Consider the following 23,348-nt stretch of genomic DNA (forward strand, 5'->3'; position numbering starts at 1 on the left):
GGTAAATACAAGATGTGGTAATTTCAAAAAAAACTGTTGCAAATAAATATGTAACAGGTATAATGAGAAACAAACGATGTATATACAAGGTTCAGACGTGTAATATTTTGTACTTGATATAGCGATCGAGAATAAAAAACCATGATGATTCCGGAGAAAATGTATCTTAAGAATTTTCCCGGAATTATATATGAGCTCAGTAAACGATATTGTGATGTAATTAATGATCGCGGTTTTCTGATTAAGGAGGCGAAAAGTATGAAACAGGAAGAAATTGGTATTGTTATTGAAGCAGAAGGAGAATTTGCTAAAGTAAGAGCCGCCCGACATGGAGACTGCAAGGAATGTGGAGCATGTCCCGGCGATGATGCGATTACGATGGATGTTCAAAATCCGATTTCTGCCAAGGTAGGGCAAAGGGTTGCATTTGAGATGCACGAAGCGAGTATGGTTACGGCGGCATTTGTGGTTTATGCATTGCCTCTTTTAGCTGCAGCTGCTGGTGCGATTATCGGATGGTATATTGCCGGTGAATTTGGACAGGCGGTGGTTCCGTTTCAAATAGGTGGCGGCATAATAGGGTTTGGCCTGTCGTTGATTTTTGTAAAATTATATGACAGAGCGATGAAAAAAAATACTAAAACATTACCGGTGATTACAAAAATATTGAGCTGAATAAGTTCCGATTTGCCTTGATATTTTTGTTTATCAATAGAGATTCATTATAATAAAAAAAGGGAGGTTTTAAATATGATGAAGAGTTTTCGTGGTGGAGTACATCCAAACGATAGCAAGAGTTATACAGCGAGTAAGCCGATAGAAACAGCACCTTTGCCTGACAAAGCAATCATACCTGTGCGACAGCATATCGGAGCACCTTGTTCACCTATTGTAGCTAAAGGCGACTTAGTGAAAAAAGGACAATTAATTGCAACAACGGATGCTTTTGTTTCGGGAAATGTGCATGCATCAATTTCAGGAAAAGTAATTGATGTGGGAGATTATCCACATCCAGTGTTTGGAACATGTCTTGCAATTGTTGTTGAAAACGATGGCAAAGATGAATGGGTGGAAGGAATTCCATTGAAACGTGACTGGCAGGATCTGGATACTGACAGCATCAACAAGATCATCAGAGAAGCTGGTATTGTTGGTATGGGTGGAGCAACTTTTCCAACCCATGTGAAAATGGCCGTGCCAAAAGACAAAAAAGCGGAAGCATTTATTTTAAATGCGGCAGAATGTGAACCATATCTGACTGCTGACCACCGCATGATGCTTGAACAATCGGATCGAATTGTTACCGGTGTAAAAATAGCAATGAAAGCACTTGGTGTTACAAAAGGTTATGTTGGGATTGAAGATAACAAACCCGATGCGATTGAAGCGATGAAAAAAGCTTTTTCGGGAACGGGAGTCGAAGTTGTCGGACTGCCAACCAAGTATCCGCAGGGTGCTGAAAAAATGTTGATTAAGGTATTAACAGGCAAAGAGGTGCCATCTGGCGGATTGCCATTGGAAGTTGGTGTTGTAGTTGCAAACGTCGGTACGGCGGCAGCAATCTGCGATGCCGTTACGCAAGGCTTGCCTTTAATTCAGCGTGTGACAACAATCAGCGGCAAGGCGATAAAAGAACCGAAAAATATTCTGGTAAGAGTTGGAACAACATTTGAAGATGCTATCAATTTTTGCGGTGGCTTTGCCAGTACACCTGAGAAAATCATTAGCGGTGGCCCGATGATGGGAATGGCAGAACCGAGTATTGACCTTCCAATTATCAAGGGTGTTTCCGGAATACTTGCCATGGCCGAAGGTGAATCAAACACCGGGACAGAGTCATCATGTATCAGATGCGGAAGATGTCTTAATGCATGTCCAATGGGATTGAATCCAAGCATGTTCAGTATTTTAGGGGAGAGAGGCCACTTTGAAGAAGCCGTACAGGATTTCAATCTACTTGATTGTGTTGAGTGTGGCAGTTGCGTTTATGTATGTCCAGCAAAACGAAATATCGTTCAATATGTTAAATACTGTAAGGCACAAAATGCTGCTAAAAAAGCTGCAGGGAAATAGGGGGTGAGTTTTTCATGGCGGAAGTAAAATCAAACAAGGAATTATTTAATGTATCAGTATCTCCACATATTCGCTCGAAGGAGTCAGTTTCAAAAATAATGTGGACGGTAAACATATGCCTGGCTCCGGCTGCATTGTTTGGAGCTTATTATTTTGGGCTAAATGCCATTCTGATTTTGGTCGCAGGAGTTGTATCGGCTGTGTTTTTCGAATGGGCAGTTCAGAAGATCAGAAAAAAACCAGTTACAGTAAAAGACGGAAGTGCTTTTCTGACCGGTCTGTTGCTGGCAATGTGTTTGCCACCGACACTTCCATGGTGGATGACAATTGTAGGATCATTTATTGCAATCGTCATTGCAAAGCATGCTATGGGCGGATTGGGCTCTAATATCTTCAATCCAGCGCATATTGGTAGAGCTGCTTTGATGGTGTCATGGCCGGTAGCGATGACAACATGGAGCAAAATGACGACAGCAGCGGATGTTGTGAGTTCGGCAACACCACTTAATGTTTTAAAGATGCAGGGTCATGAAGCGTTAATCGATACTTTTGGCAACGCATCAAATATGTATCAGGCATTATTCTTGGGAACGCGCAACGGTTGTATCGGTGAAACCTGTACCGTGCTGTTGGTTTTAGGTGGATTATTTTTAATTTATAAAAAATACATCAACTGGCAGGTGCCGGTCGTGATGATTGGAACGGTTGGCATTTTAACTTGGATATTTGGTGGACTTGTCGATCCTGCTGGCTCTTTGGGTTTCTTTGCTGGCGATCCATTGTTCCATATAATGGCTGGTGGTTTAATCATCGGTGCATTCTTCATGGCAACGGATATGGTTACCATTCCAATGACGATAAAAGGTCAGATAATCTTCGCCGCTGGCGCTGGAGTGATGACAGTTATGATTAGACTTCTAGGCGGTTATCCTGAAGGTGTTTGCTATTCAATCTTGTTAATGAACTGTTTGACACCTCTGATTGATCGCTTCTGTCAACCAAAAAAATTCGGAGCAAGGGGGTAATTGAAAATGTCAACTGAACATACACCAAAAGAATATTCAATTTTTCAGATTGCGATAAACTTGACGATAACTTGCTTTATATCGGGGATAATTATTGCGGGCGTTTATTTTATATCACACCCGGTTGCAGTAAAAAACGCAGCGGCCAAAGAGATGGAGACCATGCAGGTTCTCGTTCCTGAGGCAGACAAATTTACCCCGATTGAAGGCGAAGAGGATTGGTATGCAGCAGAAAAGGGCGGAGAAACCATAGCCTATGTCGTCCCGGGAGAAACAAAGGGATACGGCGGAAAAATAGGCATGCTGGTTGCTGTTAATGCGGATGGTTCTGTTATTGATTATCAGATCCTGGTAGCCAACGAAACGCCTGGTCTTGGTGATAAAGCGGGTAAAGAACCATTCAAATCCCAGATCATCGGTAAAACTTCTGATCATCTCGTGGTAACGAAGGATGCTTCAAACAAAGAAGATGTTCAGGCAATGACCGGAGCTACCATTTCATCCAAAGCGGTAACAAAGGGAGTTAAAGAAGCAGTCGACGGCGTCGTCGAGTACGTGGGAGGTGTCAAGTAATATGAATAGTTTATGGTCAGAATTTAAAAAGGGTATTATTGCAGAAAATCCTATCTTTGTTTTGGCACTGAGCCTTTGTCCGGCTTTGGCGGTTACGTCTTCAGCTACGACATCCTTGACAATGGGACTTTCAGTTATGTTTGTTATAACGATGAATAACTGTGTGGTTTCCCTTATTCGAAATGTGGTCAATCCCAAGGTTCGGGTACCGGTTTATATCACATCGATTGCAACCATCGTTACCGTTGTGCAATTAGCCCTTCAGGCATATGCACCGGCGCTGTACGATGCGTTGGGTATTTATCTTGCATTGATTGTTGTTTTTGCAATCATTCTGGCAAGAGCCGAATCATTTGCGTCTAAACATACTCTGATTCCATCCTTCTTCGATGGTCTGGGAATGGGAGTTGGTTTCTGTGTCGCGCTGGTTATTATCGGTGTTCTTCGTGAACTGTTTGGTGCCGGTTCAATTTTCGGCGTTAAGCTTCTGGGTGACTGGTATAATGCGCCACTGATTATGATTTTACCAGCCGGCGGATTCATGTTAATCGGATACCTGATTGGTGGCTGGAAAATGCTGGTTCAGCACATGGAAAAAAAGGAAGCGGAAAGGAGTGAGGCATAATGGAATATTTTACTCTATTTATGGGCGCAGTTGTTGTTAACAACTTCGTATTGACAAAGTTTTTAGGCTTATGTATTTTCTTTGGTGTTTCAAAGAACCTGAGCGCTTCCGCTGGTATGGGTATTGCCGTTACAGCAGTAATGGTGATGAGTTCAGCACTGGCATGGCTCATATATAATTTTATTCTACTGCCATTTGGTCTGACTTTTATGACAACCGCAGTATTTGTGTTATTGATTGCAAGTTTTGTGCAATTGCTTGAAATGGTCATCAAAAAATACTCGCCGGCACTTTACAATATGTGGGGGATTTACTTATTGCTGATCGCCACAAACTGTATCGTTTTATCAATACCATTGATAAATGTGGAATCATCTTATGGATTCTTATACAGTCTGGTCAACGCGGTCGGTTCTGGTTTGGGATTTGCGCTGGCAATCGTCCTTATGGCAAGTTGTCGGGAAAAATTGAGATTAGCAGATGTGCCAAAACCTTTAGAAGGTATTGGAATCGCGTTTATTATAGCAGGTATGCTGGCTTTGTCTTTCCTTGGTTTTTCAGGAATGATTGGATAATAGAAAGGAGATAAAGAATCATGAATACTGCAATAATGGTTGTGCTGGTAATGACAGGCGTTGGTTTGATTTTTGGTTTGATACTGGCTTTTGCTAATAAAGCCTTTGCCATAGAAGTTAATCCACTTATTGAAATAGTTGAAGAAGCACTTCCTAAGGGACAGTGTGGTGCCTGCGGTTATGCCGGCTGTGCAGCTTACGCTGAAGCAGTTGTTTTAGACCCAGATGTTCCACCAAATCTGTGTATCCCCGGGAAAAAACCGGTCGCAGATGAAGTGGCGGAAATAACCGGAAAAAAATCAGCTGAGGTTGAACCGCAAGTTGCTCAGATCAGATGTAACAGCGGGATCGCCGAATCCACAAAGAAATATAACTATGTTGGAATAGAAGATTGTATCGCTGCCAGCCTTGTACAGGGTGGACCCAAAGGATGTCAGTATGGCTGTATGGGTTTTGGTACTTGTGCCGCCAATTGTCCGTTTGATGCACTTTCAATGGGAGAAAATGGTCTGCCGATCGTTGATCAGAAAAAGTGTACCGGTTGTGGAAAATGTGCCTCAGTTTGTCCGAAGCATGTCATCGCAATGTCACCAATTGGGGAACCGGTATCCGTTCTTTGTAATTCAAAAGACAAAGGTGCGGCTGCCAAAAAAGTATGTTCAGTTGCTTGTATCGGTTGCGGTGCTTGTAAGAAGAGCTGTCCATATGATGCAATTACGGTTGAAAACAACTTAGCGGTTGTTGATGGGAAAATTTGCCTTGAAAAATGCAATAATCCAATTTGTCTGGAAAAATGCCCGACCGGAGCAATTGTTCCTTTGACGGAAGATGCCAAAAAAGCATCGGTAGTCATCAAGGAAGCGGCTGCAAAAGCGAAGGCTGAAAAAGCGGCGCAGGCAGCACAGGCAAAAAAAGAAGAAAAATAAATCGGATCGAATAATCAGATACATTTAAGTCTGCAGAAGATGATGGGTTTTATCTTCTGCAGACTTTTTGTTAGATTGAAAGATGAGCACAAAAAAACAGCAGGTCCGGATGACCTGCTGCCTTTTTTATATTAGGAATGAAAAGAAAAAGGGGAGATGTTTCATCTCTTGGGTTTATAATAAGGTCTGAACCTTTAGTGAATCTTGAAATAAGGCGCATTTAAGCTAAATTAAGAATTGACCGAGCTGCTTTCAATATTGACAAAAAAGAATGGGTATGATAATCTTTGTTACAATAAAATAGACGGGGAGCTTAAGCATTTAGGCTGAGAGGAAGCAAAGTGTTGCTTCGACCCATGCACCTGATACGGATAATGCCGACGTAGGGAAATTCTGCTGATTTGCTGTGCATTCGTGTACAGTTTTTTTTATTTGATCAAGGTGCTGATAAGTTAATGGAGGAGAAATAATGTTCGGGAAAATACTGGAAAACGTCAACAAAAAACATCCCCTGGTTCATGCGATCACGAATTATGTCACGGTCAATGACTGTGCAAACATGGCGCTGGCGTGCGGGAGTGCGCCGATTATGGCGGACGACATCAATGAGGTGGAAGAAATTGTTTCGATTTGTAATGCGCTGGTCATCAATATCGGCACCCTGAATGAACGAACCATCGCGTCGATGATCAGAGCGGGACAAAAAGCCAATCAACTGGGTCTGCCGGTGATCCTGGATCCGGTCGGAGCCGGGGCTTCAAAACTGCGGACAGACACCGCTCTGGAGCTGCTAGAGCAGGTGAAATTCGCTGTTGTCCGGGGAAATATCTCTGAGATCAAGACGATTGATCAGGGCAGCGGAACCACCAAAGGCGTGGATGCGGATAGCAATGATGCCCTGAACGATGGTAATCTTGACCAGATAGTCCAATTTACAAAAAGACTCAGCGAAAAAACCGGGGCCGTCATTGCCATCACCGGCGCAATCGATGTCGTGGCGGATCAGAAAAAGGCCTTTGTGATTAAAAACGGGCATCCGATGATGTCAAGAATAACCGGAACCGGATGTATGCTCACAACGGTCATCGGCGGTTATTGCGGAGCCAATCCGGATGATCTTCTCGTTGCAACAGCGACGGCCGTCAGCTGTATGGGATTATGTGGCGAGCTGGCGTTTGAAAAAGTGTGGGCGCAGAAAGAAGGAACCGCTTCTTTTAGAACCTACATCATTGACTTTATGAGCAATATGAATGCCGAGATGTTAGAAAGGGGAATGAAGATTGAAACTCGATAAATCAGCCCTGCTTTTATATGCCGTGACCGACCGGACCTGGTTGGGAAACCGGACGCTGGTTCAACAGGTGAAAGAAACCATCATCGGTGGAGCAACCTTTATCCAGCTTCGGGAAAAGGCGCTCTCCTTCGAAGGTTTTGTGGAAGAAGCCAGGGAAATAAAAAAACTGACAGATCAATATCAGATTCCGTTTGTGATCAATGACGATCATCAGGTTGCTTTGGCAGTCGATGCCGATGGCGTCCACGTCGGACAGGGCGACATGGATGCCGGGGAACTGCGAAAACGGATGGGCGATAAAATCCTTGGCGTATCGGCCCAGACTGTCGAACAGGCCATCAAAGCGGAAGCGGACGGGGCTGATTATATTGGCGTGGGAGCGGTTTATTCCACCGCAACCAAAACCGATGCCAATCTTGTCACGTTTGAAACACTGCAGGAGATTTGCAGCAGGGTTTCCATTCCGGTTGTTGCCATTGGCGGGTTAAATGAAAATAACATTCTCAATTTAAAGGGGACTGGTGTTGACGGGGTCGCGTTGGTATCGGCTATTTTCTCCAAACCGGATATTGCCGGAGCAACGAAAGAACTGCACGGTCTTTCCCGGGAAATGGTGAAATCATGAAGCAAAAAGGAATCATTTTTGATATGGACGGCACGCTGATCGATTCAATGCCGGTATGGCAGAATCTGGGCGGGAATTTCTTGCGAAATCATGGCGTCAAGCCACCGGATAATCTCAATGACATCATTACCACCATGAGCTTTCAGGAGTCTTCCCGTTATTTCGTTAAGGCATTTGGCATTCCTTTGACAGAAGACGAAGTGAATGCTGAAATCAACGAAATGATCCGCGAGAATTATGGAAAACATCTGCCCTTAAAGCCCTTTGTGAAGGAAGTGCTGGATCAGTATCGACGACAGGGAATAAAAATGAGCATTCTGACAGCTACCGACCGGGCCCTGGCTGAAGCGGCATTTAAACGACTGGGACTGATCGATCATTTCGATTTCATTCTGACATGCGGGATGACCGGCCTGTCAAAACGGCAGCCGGAAATATATTACCAGGCCGTCGAAAGTCTGGAACTGCCGGAAAAAGAAATCGCAATTGTTGAGGATTCTTTGTACTGTATTCAGGCGGCCAAGAATACAGAATGCTATATCGTCGGCGTTTATGATGAATTTTCAAAAAATGACTGGGACGAAATAAAAAGAATTTCCGATCGGACGATTAACAGTTTTGAGGAATTGAAAAAATGAGAAAGGTTCTATCAATTGCCGGGTCGGATTCAAGCGGCGGTGCAGGAATTCAGGCAGATATTAAAACCATCATGGCCCATAAGATGTATGCGATGACGGTGATCACGGTTTTAACGGCGCAGAATACAACTGGCGTGAACGAAATTTTTGGAGTCGACCGAGCTTTTGTGGAAAATCAGCTGGATTGCGTTTTTAGCGATATTTTTCCGGATGCGGTAAAAATCGGGATGCTGTACCGTGCCGATATTATCGACGGTATTGCCGAAAAACTGGTTGCATACAAAGCCGGAAACATCGTTGTCGACCCGGTGATGGTGGCAACCAGCGGCGGAAAACTGATCTGTGACGACAGCGTGGCAGCATTAAGAAAGAAACTGTTTCCCATTGCCGATATCATCACGCCCAATATACCGGAAGCGGAATGCCTGAGCGGGTTGGCGATTTTATCACAAGCGGATATGGTGAGCGCTGCAAAAATCATTGCGCAGGAGTGTAAGGGAAGCGTTCTGATCAAAGGCGGGCATTTGGCTGAATGTGCCGATGACTTTTTACTGGCGGGGGCGGAAGAAATCTGGTTTCCAGGAAAACGAATCGATAATCCCAATACCCATGGCACCGGTTGCACCCTTTCATCAGCCATTGCCTGCAATCTCGCGGCGGGACAGGACGTGAAGCGGGCAGTCAAAAATGCCAAAGACTATGTCGCCGGGGCGCTGGCGGCACAGCTTGATCTGGGAAAGGGCAGCGGCCCGCTCGATCACGGATATAAAATATAGGCGGATGATTCCGGTTGTTGCTCCCGTACCGACCAATTGTTAATCTGTTGTATGCTGCAGAATCGGACAGACTGTCGCCGTGTCCGCTCTGATGCATAGAGCCTGCCCCTTAGGGTGCAACATGATGTAACAATTGTCGGTACTACGTTAGTGCTTTGTCATACAGTCTCAATCTGAATTTTGATTCCGGTTCTTTTATGATACTGCAGATCAAGCGGTTACCATTTTTTTTCAATACTTTTTCAATAAAAATTTTCGCGATTTTACCGTCAAACTGGGTGCCGGAGCAGCGCTTGATTTCGGCGATGGCTTCTTCGGTGCTTAAAGCATTGTGAAAAGGCCGGTCGGAAGTCATTGCACTGTAGGCATCGGCGATGGCGATGATTCGTCCCGGTACGGAGATCTCTTCACCTTTCAGTCCTTTCGGATAGCCGGTTCCATCCCAGCGTTCATGATGTTCAAGGACATATTTGGCAGCTTCGGACAATTCACTGACCGACCGGAGAATATGGTAGCCGATTTCGGGGTGCCGTTTCACTTCGAACCATTCATCGGTGTTGAGTTTATCCGATTTATTGAGGATGGCATCGCCGATCGCTATTTTTCCAATGTCGTGCCGTTGACCTGCGATTCGGATCTGGTTGACGGCATCCGGGCTAAAATTCATTTCCTTCGCAATTGCCGCGCAGATATCGCCGACAACTCCGGATTCAAACATCTCCTGTTTGTTTTTTTCATACAATAAGTTGATAATCAAATCGATGGTAGCTTTCTTGATATTGGGGCTGACAGCAAGCTTGTGTGCATACATGGCATCTTCAGCTTTTTTATAGACTTCTGTTATTTTCTCGGCAACGGTATGCTTTACTGAAAAGCCCATGGAAACGGATAAAATTGAATGCTCAATATTCTCTTTTGAAATTGAATCATAGAGACGTTCAATTATTTTCTCGGCATCTTCGGCATTGGTTCGCGGCAGCAGAATAACAAATTCGTCACCGCCGGTTCGGGAGACAATTTCATCATTTCGACACTCGTTTTTTAATATGTCTGCAAAACTTTTCAGAATGGTGTCGCCGGCCTGATGCCCATAGGCATCGTTGATTAATTTCAGGCCATTGACATCGGCCATAATCAGGGCAATCGGCAGGTTGCGTTCGGTGTCCAGGCGCTGCAGTTCTTCCTCGTAAAAGCGACGGTTGTAGAGGCCGGTGAGCTGATCATGATAGCTCAGATAAAGGACTTCTTTTTCAGCGCGTTTTCGTTTTTCAATGTTGCGGCTGACTCCGACAATTTCAATATCGCCTTTGGGGTTGTAGCGGTACTTTGTTGACAGTTCAACCCAAATAATACCGCCGTTTTTACAGGGCTGCTGAATTTCGACAAGCGAAGAATTCGCATTGTCGGGATTGGCAATGAAGCATTCCAGATCATGTTTGATGGTGTCTTTAATTGCCGGCAGAGAGCCGGCGACAACAAATTGTTCCAACGTTTCGCCCATGGCTTCTTCGGGAGTAAAACCGCGCAACTGAAACATGGACGGGCTGATATAGGTGAATCGGCGGTTGGTAATATTATAGACCCAGATAACATCCCATGTGAATTCAGTGACTTCGAAAAATTCTGAACTCAAACGTTTATTGATCATAAAAATGAAGGCATAAGTTGTGATGAAATTCAGAATAAAAATGCCGGCAAATGAAAGCATCTGTAAAATGTCCTGATCAAGCGCATGGGTTAAAGGCCTGAAAAAGAATGCCGAAAAAGCGCGCAGAACTGAAAAGGCTCCAACCAGAAAGAATATTCCGGAAAGAAACCGCGCTGAGTTGAGCAGCGATGCGATTCGGCTTTTCAAAAGACCGAAAGCCGTAAGCAGCGAGATCAAGGCAATCGAAATACTTAAAGAAAAAACGCGACAAGTAATGTTGTCATCGATAAAATTAAAGTAGTTGAGTAATAAAAAGGCAACAAAAAAAACAGCGTTTGAAAGCCAGGTTTTTTCTTTTAAATTCAAAAATCGCAGTAAACCGACGTACTGGAAAATCAAGGCCAGCAGCAGCAGTGAATTTCCCAGCACAATGGTAACAAAAGAGCAGGAAATGACGGTTTGGAGTAAAATGAAAAGAAAGCCCAAGGCACAAAAATAAAAACTGATACCAAAAATTCGGATACCCTGATAGTTTTTATTCACCAAAGATTGAAAAATAATAACAATTCCCTGAAAAAAACTGGAAATGACTAAAATCAGTGCAACTGTACGCATGTCTATAAGCATGATCGACCTCTCAATATATTGAAAAACGGGGGGATGAAGTCAGGTAAAAAAACCGCTCGGCTTATCAACAAACCACAAGACCGCGTTTGTCATACCGTTTTGGCCGGCGATTGTTGTTTGACCACCGTTTCCAATATAATTACTTTATTCTGGTATATATCCATTTTAGAAAGAAAAAAACGGCGACTGAGAGGAAAATCAGAATGTTCAAATAAATGAATGAAGGCGTTTTGATTTATGATACAATAATCGAAAAGAACGAAGTTTTCAAAAAAAGGAAGGCATAAAAAACGTGAAAAAAAACTATTCTGTCCTGTTTGCAGTTCTGGCAGCATTACTCTTTGGAATCAATGCGCCTTTTTCCAAACTGCTGATTAATGAATTAAATCCGCTGTTTCTGGCCGCCTTGCTGTATCTCGGCGCAGGAATCGGGATGACGGTGCTGACTGTCCTAAATAAAAAACGCCGGCTTGATTCGAGGGAAGCCAGACTTACAAAAGAAGAAATGCCCTATATCATTCTGATGATTCTGCTTGATATTGCGGCCCCGATCTTTTTGTTGATCGGAATCAGCATGACAAACTCAAGCACCGCGGCACTGTTGGGGAATTTTGAAATTGCGGCGACCTCCGTTATCGCCATGCTGTTTTTCAAAGAGGCAATCGGGAACCGACTTTGGGTTGCGATCGGTTTTATTTCATTGGCTAGTATTCTGCTGACGGTTGATGATATAACGACGATCAATCTGTCGCTTGGATCAGTTTTTGTGCTGCTTTCCTGTGTGTGCTGGGGATTTGAAAACAACTGCACGCGGAATTTATCCATCAAAGATCCGGTCCAGATTGTGATCATCAAAGGGTTTGGCTCGGGGCTGGGGTCACTCGTGATTGCTTCCATTTGGGGGGAATTATCGGGAAGTCTGATTTATGTTGTTGCAGCGATGATGCTGGGATTTGTTGCCTATGGACTCAGCATCTTTTTCTATGTGAAAGCCCAGCGAGGGTTGGGGGCGGCGAGAACCAGTGCCTATTATGCAGCGGCACCGTTTATGGGAGTGGTGATTTCATGGGTGGTTCTGCGGGAATCCGTCACGGTTTCTTTTATCATCGCATTGGCAATCATGCTGCTGGGGACCTATCTGACATTATCCGAAAAACATGAACATACCCATGTTCACCGGGAGGTAACCCATGAACATAAGCATGTTCATACGGACGGACACCATCTCAATCATGATCATCCTGCAGCGGATGAGGAGCATTGCCATGTTCATACGCATGAGGGTATCGAACACAATCATGACCATCTTCCGGATGTGCATCATCGGCATAGTCATTAAAAAATAGATAACCGATAGAAAAAAACTGTGCCGTGATAAAACGCGACACAGTTTTTTGTTTGCCGTTAGATCAGATTAAGGAAATACCGGTGAACGGTAAGGCTGTTGGTCAGTTCGGGATGAAACGACGTGACAATCATGTGGTCCTGCTTGGCCGCGACGATGTGATTGTCAACCCGGGCCAGAACTTCAACCTTTTCCCCGACGCTTTCAATATAGGGAGCCCGGATGAATACCATCGGAATTTTTCCCAATGCGTCAAAGGCTTCGTCGGTCTGAAAACTTCCCAGCTGACGCCCGTAAGCATTTCGTCTGGCGGTAATATCCATGGTGCCCAAATGAATGGTTTCAACATCGGCTATTCTGCCAGCCAGGAGGATCAGTCCGGCACAGGTTCCCAGGACGGGCATGTCGGCTTCAATTAATGTCTTCAAGGGGGTAAATAGGTCAAGCTCGCGAATCAGCTTGCCGATCACGGTGCTTTCTCCGCCGGGTAAGACCAGACCGTCAATGGTATGCCCGGTCAGATCGGTTTTCTTTCTTATCTCAAGGCAATTCACATCCAGCTGCTCAAGCATTTTGATGTGCTCTTCAAAGGCGCCCTGGACAGATAACACGCCGATTGTTTTTTTCATCAGATTCCTCGCTGAGCCATCAGCAGTTCGATTTCCTGTTCGTTGATGCCAACCATCGCTTCACCCAGATCTTCGGACAGGGCGGCAAGCAGCTTGGGATCATTGAAATTCGTGACAGCTTTGACAATCGCTTGGGCCCGTTTGGCGGGATTCCCCGATTTGAAAATGCCGGAGCCGACGAAGACACCTTCAGCGCCTAACTGCATCATTAAAGCGGCATCGGCCGGCGTTGCGATGCCGCCGGCAGCGAAATTGACAACCGGCAGTTTGCCGGTTTCATGAACAAATTTCACTAAATCATAGGGAACCTGCAGGTCTTTGGCAACCTGGAAAAGTTCATCCTCACGGGTGTTCTGAATCGTGCGAAGCTGCTGATTGATCAGACGCATATGGCGGACGGCCTGAACCACATCCCCGGTTCCCGGTTCACCTTTGGTGCGGATCATCGCAGCCCCTTCGCTGATCCGTCGCAGTGCTTCACCCAGGTCCTTGGCGCCGCAGACAAAAGGAACATCAAACTGAGTCTTATCGATATGAAAGGTATCATCAGCAGGTGAGAGGACTTCGCTTTCATCGATATAGTCAATTTCGATGGCCTGGAGGATTTGCGCTTCGGCAAAATGGCCGATCCGGACCTTGGCCATAACCGGGATGGAAACCGCTTCCTGAATGGTCTTGATCATTTTGGGGTCACTCATTCGCGAGACGCCGCCGGCCGAACGGATATCGGCGGGAATCCGCTCAAGCGCCATCACGGCGCAGGCGCCCGCATCTTCGGCGATTCGCGCCTGTTCAGCCGTCGTCACATCCATGATGACACCGCCCTTGAGCATCTGGGCCAGGTTTTTGTTTAATTCATAGCGATTGTTCATTTTAATTTCTCCTCATATTTGTTTTCCAGGCAATTGCAAAATTCAAAAATACTTACGTCAATTGCTGATGATTTTTTTGATGTGCCTAATTGTAATACAACTCTGATATCATTAAAAGGACCAAAAATAATAAAAATGATGGCGCCAGATAAGTGCTCACTGGATGGAGTACTGTTTTAGTATCGGCAGTCTGAAATGAAGATAGCGGCCTTGAACGTGTTTGAAATTAAGGCGGCTGGGTACAAGAATAAACAAAGCATATAATAATTCAATCAGTGGTTACCGATAAAGTCCGGCAAATCAGGAATCAAAGGCAGAAGAGAGTGATGAATATGAACGAATCTCAAAAAGGTCAAACAGCTGGTGCTGTGGCAGAAAACCCGATCGAAAGTCTGCCGGCAGCGGCGGTCTACGCTGAATTAAAAACGGCTGCCAGCGGATTAACTCAGGTTGAAGCCGAAAAGCGGCTGGAATATTATGGTAAAAACAGCATCCAGAAAAGAAAGAGCAAACCCCTGATCATAAAATTTCTGGCGAATTTCACCCATCTGATGGCCATCCTTTTGTGGATTGGAGGGGTTGTTGGTTTTATTGCCCAGCTGCCCCAGCTTGGCGTGGCCATCTGGTTGGTCAACATCATTAACGGTCTGTTCAGTTTCTGGCAGGAATACCAGGCAGAGAAGGCGGTTGAGGCTTTGGGCGAACTGCTGCCGGTCTATGCACATGTGCTCCGGGACGGCGGCGAAGCCCGAATTCTGGCTGAAGATCTGGTTCCCGGCGATGTGATCATACTGGCGGAGGGAGACCGTATTTCGGCCGATGGACGGCTGGTCGAAGCGGATGATTTCAGAGCAGATCAATCAATTCTTACGGGCGAATCGCATCCGGCTCATAAAACAAAGGACGTGGGTAACCGGACCGATCTTGGCCGGGCCGAGCAGCCTAATCTGATTTTTGCCGGCACCAATGCGGCTTCCGGATCCGGCAAGGCAGTTGTTTTTGCCACTGGCATGAATACGGAGTTTGGCAAAATTGCCGATTTGACACAAAGCATGGGCGAGGTTCAAAGTCCGCTACAGAAAGAGCTGGGACGGGTTACACGACTGGTTTCAGTGATGGCGATGAGCATCGGGGCGTTTTTTTTCGTCATGGCGATACTGGTTGCCAATGTAAACATTGCCGAGAGTTTTATTTTTGCGATGGGTATGATTGTAGCCTTTATACCGGAAGGACTGCTGCCGACGGTGACATTGTCGCTGGCAATGGGCGTTCAGCGGATGGCACAACGCAACGCCTTGATCAAGCGCCTGTCGGCAGTCGAAACATTGGGTTGCACCACCGTGATCTGTACGGATAAAACCGGGACATTGACGCAGAATGAAATGACCGTGAGTGATTTGTGGATGGTCAAGCAGCAAGTCAGGGTGACGGGTGTCGGTTATGCACCGGAAGGCGAGATGCTGCGGGAGAATCTGCCAATTTCACTGGCTGAAAATCAGGACCTGCGGCAATTATTGCTGGCGGCCAGTCTGTGCAATAATTCCCGGTTATTGCCGCCCGGACCGGAGACCAGTCATTGGAGCATTCTGGGAGACCCCACCGAAGCGGCGCTGGTCGTGGCGGCCCAAAAGGGAAAGCTCGATCTGGCGGAAGAAGCCCAGCACAGCCCGCGTTTGCGTGAGTTGCCTTTTGAATCATATCGCAAGCGGATGAGTACGATTCATCAGGTTTCGGCAGAAATATCCGATGGAAAGCAGCTTGCCTACATCAAAGGATCACCGAAAGAAGTACTCGATTTATGCACGAAATTTTATCAGGACGGTCAGGGCTTGCCGCTTGATGAGGTAACCCGGGAAAAGGTGATGACGGCAAATGACGAATTTGCGCGAAAAGGGCTGCGCGTTTTGGCGGTGGCCATGCGGTTATTGACAAAAGATCTGAATTTGCCGGCGCGCCTGAGCGAATATACTTCGGATCTGATCGAACAGGATCTGACGTTTTTGGGCCTGACGGTGATGGCCGATCCACCCCGGGAAGAAGTGCAAGCGGCCGTCGGTAAATGCAATCAGGCCGGCATCAAGATTATTATGATCACTGGAGATTATGGCCTGACTGCGGAGAGCATTGCCAGGCGTATCGGCATCATTTATGAGGATCAGCCACGGATCATCACCGGGGCGGAACTGGATGAGCTAAACGATGATGCATTGAAGCAAGCCCTGGCCGGTGAAATCATCTTTGCCCGGGCGGCCCCGGAACAGAAACTGCGGGTCGTGACAGCGCTTCAGGAGATGGGAAATGTGGTGGCCGTCACCGGTGATGGCGTTAATGATGCACCGGCCCTGAAGAAAGCCGATATCGGCGTGGCGATGGGAATTTCCGGGACTGATGTTGCCAAAGAAGCGGCTGATGTCATCCTGACGGATGATAATTTTGCTTCCATCGTCAATGCCGTGGAAGAGGGGCGTGGCGTATACAATAATATCCGCAAATTTGCCACCTATATTTTGAACAGTAACGTGCCTGAAGCCGTCCCGTTTATCATCTTTCTTTTTTCGCGCGGGACCATTCCGCTGCCGTTAACAATCATGCAGATACTGGCCGTTGATTTGGGGACGGATATGCTGCCGGCAATCGCATTAGGTTCTGAACTTCCGGAAGAGGGGATTATGAAACGTCCCCCCCGGAGACAAAAAGAACATCTGCTCAACCGCTATCTGCTGATCCGGGCATTTTTGTGGTACGGGCTGATTGAGTCGTCGATTGCGATGTCGGCCTTTTTCTTTCTGTACTGGCAAAACGGCTGGCCGGGTGTGCCAATGGAAAATGCGGGCGTGATTTACCAGATGGCAACGACGATGACGCTGGCCGGCATTGTGGCGACTCAGATCGGGACGGTGTTCAATTGCCGGACCGAACGCGCTTCATTATTTAAAGTCGGCTTTTTCAAGAACCGTCTAGTCATCATCGGGATTGCCTTTGAATTGGCGATTCTCTGTATTCTGATCTATACGCCATTTCTGCATACGCTTTTTAACACGGCACCAATCGGATTGATTGAATGGGCCTATCTGTTCATGTGGATACCCATTGTCATCCTGCTTGATGAATCGCGGAAAGCATTGCTCAGAAGCTGGGAGCAACGTTCTGCCAGCAGAAAAAATAAAATCCGGAAAGGGGTATCCCAATGAAAATTATCATTGTCGGGTGTGGCCGCATCGGATCCGGACTGGCTCTGATGCTCAGCCAGGAAGGACATGAAATCACGGTGATTGATCAGGATCCGCTGACTTTTAAAAAGCTGGGCGCAGCATTTAAAGGTCAAACGCTTGCTGGTCTTGGATTTGACCGGGATGTACTGGCGCAGGCCAGAATCAAGCGGACCGATGCCCTGGCGGCGGTTACATCCAATGACGAAGTGAACGCGCTGACGGCTCGGGTTGCAAGCGAGATTTTCGGAGTTCCCAGAGTGGTATCGGCACTGCATGAGCCAAGAAAGGCGGAGATCTACAGTCGCCTGGGATTGCAAATTTTTGATCCGATGTCATGGGGAATTCATCGGGTTGCGGATCTTTTGAATTTTTCGCCAATGAATATCGCAATGAGCATTGGGAATGGCGATGTGGAAGTGATGGAAATAGAAATTCCGGCATTGCTGGTGGGGCGAAAAGTCAGTGAACTGATGATACCGGGTGAGATCAGTGTGATCTCCATCAGCCGGGGAAACAAATCAATTTTGCCGGCTAGCGATACCATATTCAATAATCGGGATCTGGTTCATATCGCGGTCGTTGCATCATCCAGCAATCGTCTCAAAAAGCTGCTTGGATTAGTGTGAAAAGAAAGGAATGTCGGACGATGAACGTAATAATCGTAGGCGGGGGGAGAGTCGGAGAATATCTGGCGACCCTATTATTAAGCGCTGGACATCGGGTACAATTGATCGAAATCAGGCCGCATCAAGTTGCGATTCTGGAACAAGATTTTCCAAAAGAAACGGTTATCCTGGGAAGCGGGACCGATCCGGCGGTGCTGGAAGCGGCGGGCATTCGCACCGCCGATGTGGTTGCCGTTGTGACCGGAGCCGATGAAATCAATCTGGTGGCGGCCACCATCGCGCGTCTGGAATATCAGGTGCCCCGCGTGGTTGCCCGGGTTAAAAATCCCAAGAATGCCTGGCTGTTTACTCCGAAAATGGGCGTTGATGTCGCTTTGAATCAGGCGGAATTAATGGCCAGTCTGGTTGTGGAAGAGATGTCGGTGGGCGACATGATGACCTTGCTGAAGCTGAATAAAGGAGCCTTCTCGCTGATTGAGGAAAAGGTTCATCCCGCTTCCCAGGCGGTTGGCAAAGAAGTAAATCAGCTCAATCTTCCGGAAGAATGCATATTGGTGGCCATTATTCGAAATAATAAGCTGATTATTCCCCACGGTAAGACGCGGCTGCTTTCAGAAGATGAGGTTCTGGCAATTGTTCATGCCTCAAAGATACAAGATCTGGCGAAGATACTGGGCCCGATAAAATAGATCTTAATTTGCGCTGGCAAATATGAAAATGCGCTTGATTTTTACGCTCTTTTATAGTACAATTTGTGTCGTATGATTAGAGGAAGATTTTAGTCTATTACAGCGTATTCTTAAACCCGTTTCTGAATACGGCAAAGAATTATTTTGACCATTTCTTTATCCGGTAAATCGATAACGATAAAGAGATTGAATGCCATACGGACAGCTAGGTCGAATGCCGGTTGGCAACTTGCGTTGCCTTATTGATTGAGCGAATGCTCAAATTTTATAAGTTGGTTACTTAAAACCGTGTGCGTTTTTGCACATCACACTTGTGAAACAATCAATAAGAGTAGTAAAAGTAATTTCTTGCTATATAGACTCTGACTTCTACATTTTGAATTAATAAAATAGAAAATGCGATTAAGCATTTAATACGAAATAAAACAAGATTAGTAGAAAAGAAACTCAAGTGGATGAACAGCAAATGCTGAAAGATCGCTTGAGTTTTTTGATGTGAAAGAAAAATTGTGAGATGGGGTGGATTCATGGAAAATAAATTAAAGTTAAACGGTTTTAACAATCTGACAAAATCCCTTAGCTTTAACATTTACGATGTGTGTTATGCTAAAAGCGAACGTGAACAGCGTGACTATATCGCTTATATTGACGAACAGTACAATGCGGAACGGCTGACGAATATTCTGTTTCGGGTGACGGAGATGATCGGAGCTCGGGTGCTGAATGTGTCCAAACAGGATTATGATCCCCAGGGCGCCAGTGTCACTTTTTTAATTGCCGAAGAGACTTTTCTGCGGGAGTTTCGGGAAGAAGGCGGGCTGAAGGCTGATTTAAACGGGGATACCGTTGTTGCCCATCTTGATAAAAGTCATGTCACGGTGCATACCTATCCAGAGAATCACCCGGATAACTCCATTGCGACCTTTCGAGTCGATATCGATGTCGCCACCTGTGGCGAAATTACGCCGTTGAGCACGCTGGATTTTCTGATCGGGAGCTTCGATTCGGATATTATCACGATGGACTATCGGGTCAGGGGTTTCACCAGGGATGTGACGGGAAAAAAATTGTTTATCGATCATAAAATTACCTCGATTCAGGATTATATCGATGACGAAACCTTGAAAAAATATGATGCCATCGACATCAATGTCTATCAGTCCAACATTTTTCATACAAAAATGATGCTGAAAGAAATTTCGCTGCAGAACTATCTTTTCAATACGGATGTTTATGAACTGCCGCCGCGAACGCGGCTGCAGATATCTGAAAGCCTGCGCCGCGAAATGATCGAGATTTTCAGCGGCAGCAATGTGTACTAGAAGGAGGGAATAGAAAAAATTGTCTAAATTAAAACAAGAGCGGATGCCCATTTTGGAAGCTTTGAATCAATTCAAGAAAAGCCGGATCGTTCCTTTCGATGTTCCGGGGCATAAACGTGGCCGGGGAAATTCGGAACTGACGGATTTTCTGGGTGAGCAGTGCATGTCGGTGGATGTCAATTCGATGAAACCGCTGGACAATCTCTGCCATCCGGTTTCGGTCATCAAAGAAGCGGAGACGCTGGCGGCGGATGCCTTTGGCGCCAGACAGGCTTTTTTTATGGTCAACGGCACCACCTCGGCGGTTCAGAGCATGGTGTTGTCGGCCTGCAAAAAAGGCGAGAAGATCATTCTGCCCAGAAACGTCCACCGCAGCGTCATCAATGCGCTGATACTCGGGGGCGCGATTCCCGTTTATGTCAATCCCGAAACCAACAGCGAACTGGGGATATCCCTGGGGATGTCACTGGCAGCGGTGGAAAAAGCCATCAAAGAGAATCCCGAGGCTAAAGCGGTGCTGGTCAACAATCCCACCTACTATGGGATTTGTTCGAATCTAAAAGCCATTACCGAGCTGGCACATCAGCAGGGGATGCTGGTGCTGGTCGATGAAGCCCATGGCACCCATTTCTATTTCGGCGAAAACATGCCGATCAGCGCCATGGCAGCGGGTGCGGACATGGCCTCGGTCAGCATGCACAAATCCGGCGGTTCCCTGACCCAGAGCTCGTTTCTGCTGGTTGGTGGGGAGACTGTCAGTCCGGGCTATGTCAGGCAAATCATCAACCTGACCCAGACGACCAGCGGTTCCTATCTGCTGCTTTCCAGTCTGGATATTTCCAGGAAAAACCTCGCCTGCAACGGCAAAGCGATTTTTGCAAAAGTGACCGAAATGGCGCAGTATGCCCGGGATGAAATCAATCAGATCGGGGATTACTACGCCTATTCCCGGGAACTGATCAACGGCGACACGATTTATGATTTTGATGAGACAAAACTGTCGATCAACACCCTGAATGTGGGACTTGCCGGCATTGAAGTTTACAGCATCCTGCGGGACGAATACGATATTCAGGTGGAATTCGGCGATGTCGGCAATATTCTGGCCTATATTTCAGTGGGGGACAGCCACCGGAATCTGGAACGTCTGGTCAGCGCGCTGGCAGAAATCCGGCGCATTTATAAAAAGGACAAAGCCGGGATGCTCCAGTACGAGTACATCAATCCGGAAGTGGTGGTACCGCCGCAGAAGGCTTTTTATGCGGAGAAGGAAGCGTTGCCGCTAAAGGAAAGCGGCGGGCGGATCTGCAGCGAATTTGTGATGTGTTATCCGCCGGGGATTCCGATTCTGGCACCGGGAGAAAAAATAACCGCGGAAATTCTTGATTCGATTGAGTACATGAAGGATAAAGGCTGCTTTTTGACCGGGCCGGAAGATATGGATGTCGCATCGCTCAATGTACTGAAAGAGGTATAAACAATGGAACTATGGTTTACGGAAAAACACACCCCCAGCGTAAAATTCTCGATCCAGGTGGATCGCCAGCTTTATTGCGGGAAAAGCGAGTTTCAGCGGATTGATGTCTTTGATTCAAGGGAGTTCGGCCGTTTTCTGACGCTGGACGGCTACATGATGCTGACCGAAAAGGATGAGTTTATCTATCATGAAATGATGGTGCATATTCCGCTGGCGGTTCATCCGGCAGCGAAGAAAGTGCTGGTCATCGGCGGCGGTGACGGCGGTGCGGTCAGAGAGCTGACCCGGTATTCGACGATTGAACATATTGATCTGGTCGAGATCGATGAGCTGGTGGTCGAGGTGTGCAAAAAACATCTGCCTTTTACGGCCTGCTGTTATGGTGACGAGCGGGTGACGGTGCACTATCAGGATGGTTTGAAATACATTCGCCGCTGCGAAAATGAATACGATCTGATCATTGTCGATTCCACCGATCCTTTCGGTCCGGGGGAAGGGCTGTTCACCAAGGAATTTTATGGCAACTGCTACAAGGCGCTCAAGGACGACGGCATCATGGTCAATCAGCATGAAAGCGCATTCTACCAGGACGATGCGGTGGCGATGCAGCGGGCTCATAAGCGGATTGTCGATTCATTCCCGATCAGCCGCGTTTATCAGGCCCATATCCCCACCTATCCCTCGGGCCACTGGCTGTTCGGATTTGCCGCCAAGAAATATCACCCGATCGAGGATCTGAAAGCAGCGAAATGGAATGCCCTGGGCTTCAAAACCCGCTACTACAATACCCGATTGCATGTCGGGTCATTTGCACTGCCAAATTACGTGGAGGAGCTGCTCAAAGATGTTGAATAGAAATATTGAGACCTTTCTGGGCTGCGACAACAGCTACGACGAGGCCAAAGCGGTTGTTTTCGGAGCGCCGTTTGATTCGACCACCTCGTTCCGACCGGGAACCCGTTTTGCCAGCAAAACCATGCGGGGGGATTCCTACGGACTGGAAACCTACAGCCCCTATCAGGATAAAGACCTGGAAGACATTCCGGTTTTTGACGGCGGCGATCTGGAGCTCTGCTTCGGCGACACCAGCGCGGCGCTGGGACAAATTGAAGCCTTCACGGCCGGGATTATCGCAGATGGGAAACTGCCGGTGATGATCGGTGGCGAACATCTGGTAACCCTGGGTGCGGTCCGGGCGGTATTTGCAAAATACCCGGATCTACAGGTAGTGCATTTCGATGCCCATGCGGATCTGCGAGAAGACTATCTCGGCGCGAGCTTATCTCATGCCACCGTTCTGCATCGGGTCTGGGATCTGGTCGGAGATAACCGGATTTTTCAGTTCGGTATCCGTTCGGGCGACCGCAGCGAATTCCGCTGGGGAAAAGAGCATGTGGTGACCCGGAAGTTTGATTTTGTGGGGCTGGCAGCGGTGGTGGAAAAGCTCAAAGGCAAGCCGGTTTATTTCACGCTGGATCTCGATGTGCTGGACCCGTCGGTCTTTCCCGGCACCGGAACGCCGGAACCCGGCGGCGTCAGCTTCATGGAGCTGCTCGACGCGATCCAAACCGTCAGCGGCCTTACAATTGTGGGCTGCGATATCAACGAGTTATCCCCAGTTTACGATCAGAGCGGCGTTTCAACAGCCGTGGCCTGCAAGGTCTTGCGTGAACTGCTGCTGGCAGTGATTAAATAGGGGACGTGAGCTTTGGGTCCAGTTTCGCACGAAACAATTTGTCCACTGTACGGCGGACAGTCTAGCGACTGTTCG

The 23,348-nt window shown here is 46.8% G+C and carries 22 protein-coding genes and 1 riboswitch; of the genes, 19 read left to right on the top strand and 3 right to left on the bottom strand.

The features are described from left to right. Positions 1-258 precede the first annotated feature (258 nt). From GH808_RS08595 to thiD, 11 genes are all read left to right on the top strand, one after another. The gene (locus GH808_RS08595; protein ID WP_186842377.1) at positions 259-675 is read left to right on the top strand and encodes a SoxR reducing system RseC family protein; all 417 of its coding nucleotides are present in this window, start codon (positions 259-261) and stop codon (positions 673-675) included. A gap of 75 nt (positions 676-750) precedes the next feature. Further along, entirely contained in the window at positions 751-2,073 is a 1,323-nt protein-coding gene (rsxC, locus tag GH808_RS08600; protein WP_186842378.1) for an electron transport complex subunit RsxC, read from the top strand. Between the two features lie 14 nt (positions 2,074-2,087). Continuing rightward, a complete protein-coding gene (locus tag GH808_RS08605; RefSeq protein WP_186842379.1) occupies positions 2,088-3,098 on the top strand; it encodes an RnfABCDGE type electron transport complex subunit D in 1,011 nt (336 codons plus the stop codon). A gap of 6 nt (positions 3,099-3,104) precedes the next feature. Continuing rightward, positions 3,105-3,671 carry an RnfABCDGE type electron transport complex subunit G gene (locus tag GH808_RS08610; RefSeq protein WP_186842380.1) on the top strand — a complete coding sequence of 189 codons (567 nt, stop codon included), beginning with the start codon at positions 3,105-3,107 and terminating at the stop codon, positions 3,669-3,671. A gap of 1 nt (position 3,672) precedes the next feature. Next, the gene (gene rsxE, locus GH808_RS08615; protein ID WP_186842381.1) at positions 3,673-4,296 is read left to right on the top strand and encodes an electron transport complex subunit RsxE; all 624 of its coding nucleotides are present in this window, start codon (positions 3,673-3,675) and stop codon (positions 4,294-4,296) included. Then, positions 4,296-4,871, top strand: coding sequence for an electron transport complex protein RnfA (locus GH808_RS08620; protein ID WP_207722292.1), 576 nt, complete (start codon positions 4,296-4,298; stop codon positions 4,869-4,871). The genes rsxE and GH808_RS08620 overlap by 1 nt, the downstream gene beginning before the upstream one ends. Positions 4,872-4,891: 20 nt before the next feature. Beyond that, positions 4,892-5,797: an RnfABCDGE type electron transport complex subunit B gene (gene rnfB, locus GH808_RS08625; RefSeq protein WP_186842382.1), complete on the top strand. Its 906-nt coding sequence runs from the start codon at positions 4,892-4,894 to the stop codon at positions 5,795-5,797. Between the two features lie 295 nt (positions 5,798-6,092). Then, a riboswitch (TPP riboswitch) is annotated at positions 6,093-6,204 on the top strand. Positions 6,205-6,266: 62 nt separating this feature from the next. Then, positions 6,267-7,091, top strand: coding sequence for a hydroxyethylthiazole kinase (gene thiM, locus GH808_RS08630; RefSeq protein ID WP_186842383.1), 825 nt, complete (start codon positions 6,267-6,269; stop codon positions 7,089-7,091). Beyond that, positions 7,078-7,716: a thiamine phosphate synthase gene (thiE, locus tag GH808_RS08635; RefSeq protein WP_186842384.1), complete on the top strand. Its 639-nt coding sequence runs from the start codon at positions 7,078-7,080 to the stop codon at positions 7,714-7,716. Before thiM ends, thiE begins: the two co-directional genes overlap by 14 nt. After that, positions 7,713-8,354 (top strand): HAD family hydrolase, encoded by a 642-nt coding sequence (locus GH808_RS08640; protein ID WP_186842385.1) that lies wholly within the window; start codon positions 7,713-7,715, stop codon positions 8,352-8,354. Before thiE ends, GH808_RS08640 begins: the two co-directional genes overlap by 4 nt. After that, positions 8,351-9,130, top strand: a complete 780-nt coding sequence (gene thiD, locus GH808_RS08645; RefSeq protein ID WP_186842386.1) for a bifunctional hydroxymethylpyrimidine kinase/phosphomethylpyrimidine kinase — start codon at positions 8,351-8,353, stop codon at positions 9,128-9,130. The genes GH808_RS08640 and thiD overlap by 4 nt, the downstream gene beginning before the upstream one ends. A gap of 142 nt (positions 9,131-9,272) precedes the next feature. Here the strand turns inward: thiD and GH808_RS08650 are convergent, their stop codons facing one another. Beyond that, a complete protein-coding gene (locus GH808_RS08650; RefSeq protein WP_186842387.1) occupies positions 9,273-11,405 on the bottom strand; it encodes a diguanylate cyclase in 2,133 nt (710 codons plus the stop codon). Between the two features lie 292 nt (positions 11,406-11,697). On the opposite strand from GH808_RS08650, the gene GH808_RS08655 reads away from it, so the two are divergent. Continuing rightward, positions 11,698-12,744, top strand: coding sequence for a DMT family transporter (locus GH808_RS08655; protein WP_186842388.1), 1,047 nt, complete (start codon positions 11,698-11,700; stop codon positions 12,742-12,744). A 65-nt stretch (positions 12,745-12,809) separates the two neighbouring features. Here GH808_RS08655 and pdxT read toward each other — a convergent pair whose 3' ends face one another. Together pdxT and pdxS are read right to left on the bottom strand one after the other, a co-directional pair. Then, a complete protein-coding gene (pdxT, locus tag GH808_RS08660) occupies positions 12,810-13,379 on the bottom strand; it encodes a pyridoxal 5'-phosphate synthase glutaminase subunit PdxT (RefSeq protein WP_186842389.1) in 570 nt (189 codons plus the stop codon). Continuing rightward, positions 13,379-14,251 (bottom strand): pyridoxal 5'-phosphate synthase lyase subunit PdxS, encoded by an 873-nt coding sequence (gene pdxS / locus GH808_RS08665; protein ID WP_186842390.1) that lies wholly within the window; start codon positions 14,249-14,251, stop codon positions 13,379-13,381. The genes pdxT and pdxS overlap by 1 nt, the downstream gene beginning before the upstream one ends. 326 nt (positions 14,252-14,577) lie before the next feature. On the opposite strand from pdxS, the gene GH808_RS08670 reads away from it, so the two are divergent. The 7 genes from GH808_RS08670 (at position 14,578) to speB (ending at position 23,273) form a co-directional block, all read left to right on the top strand. Next, on the top strand, positions 14,578-17,442 hold the full coding sequence (locus tag GH808_RS08670; protein WP_186842391.1) for a cation-translocating P-type ATPase: 2,865 nt from the start codon (positions 14,578-14,580) through the stop codon (positions 17,440-17,442). Further along, positions 17,439-18,089, top strand: coding sequence for a potassium channel family protein (locus GH808_RS08675; protein ID WP_186842392.1), 651 nt, complete (start codon positions 17,439-17,441; stop codon positions 18,087-18,089). Before GH808_RS08670 ends, GH808_RS08675 begins: the two co-directional genes overlap by 4 nt. A 20-nt stretch (positions 18,090-18,109) precedes the next feature. Continuing rightward, entirely contained in the window at positions 18,110-18,778 is a 669-nt protein-coding gene (locus tag GH808_RS08680; RefSeq protein WP_186842393.1) for a potassium channel family protein, read from the top strand. A 527-nt stretch (positions 18,779-19,305) separates the two neighbouring features. Further along, complete coding sequence (gene speD / locus GH808_RS08685; protein ID WP_186842394.1) at positions 19,306-20,100, top strand: adenosylmethionine decarboxylase; 795 nt, start codon at positions 19,306-19,308, stop codon at positions 20,098-20,100. Positions 20,101-20,119: 19 nt separating this feature from the next. Then, a complete protein-coding gene (locus GH808_RS08690) occupies positions 20,120-21,577 on the top strand; it encodes an aminotransferase class I/II-fold pyridoxal phosphate-dependent enzyme (RefSeq protein ID WP_243166161.1) in 1,458 nt (485 codons plus the stop codon). 3 nt (positions 21,578-21,580) lie between these two features. Then, on the top strand, positions 21,581-22,432 hold the full coding sequence (speE, locus tag GH808_RS08695) for a polyamine aminopropyltransferase (RefSeq protein WP_186842395.1): 852 nt from the start codon (positions 21,581-21,583) through the stop codon (positions 22,430-22,432). Beyond that, positions 22,422-23,273 (top strand): agmatinase, encoded by an 852-nt coding sequence (speB, locus tag GH808_RS08700; protein WP_186842396.1) that lies wholly within the window; start codon positions 22,422-22,424, stop codon positions 23,271-23,273. Before speE ends, speB begins: the two co-directional genes overlap by 11 nt. Positions 23,274-23,348 lie beyond the last annotated feature (75 nt).

This window comes from Acetobacterium fimetarium (assembly GCF_014284475.1).
Lineage (GTDB): Bacteria > Bacillota > Clostridia > Eubacteriales > Eubacteriaceae > Acetobacterium > Acetobacterium fimetarium.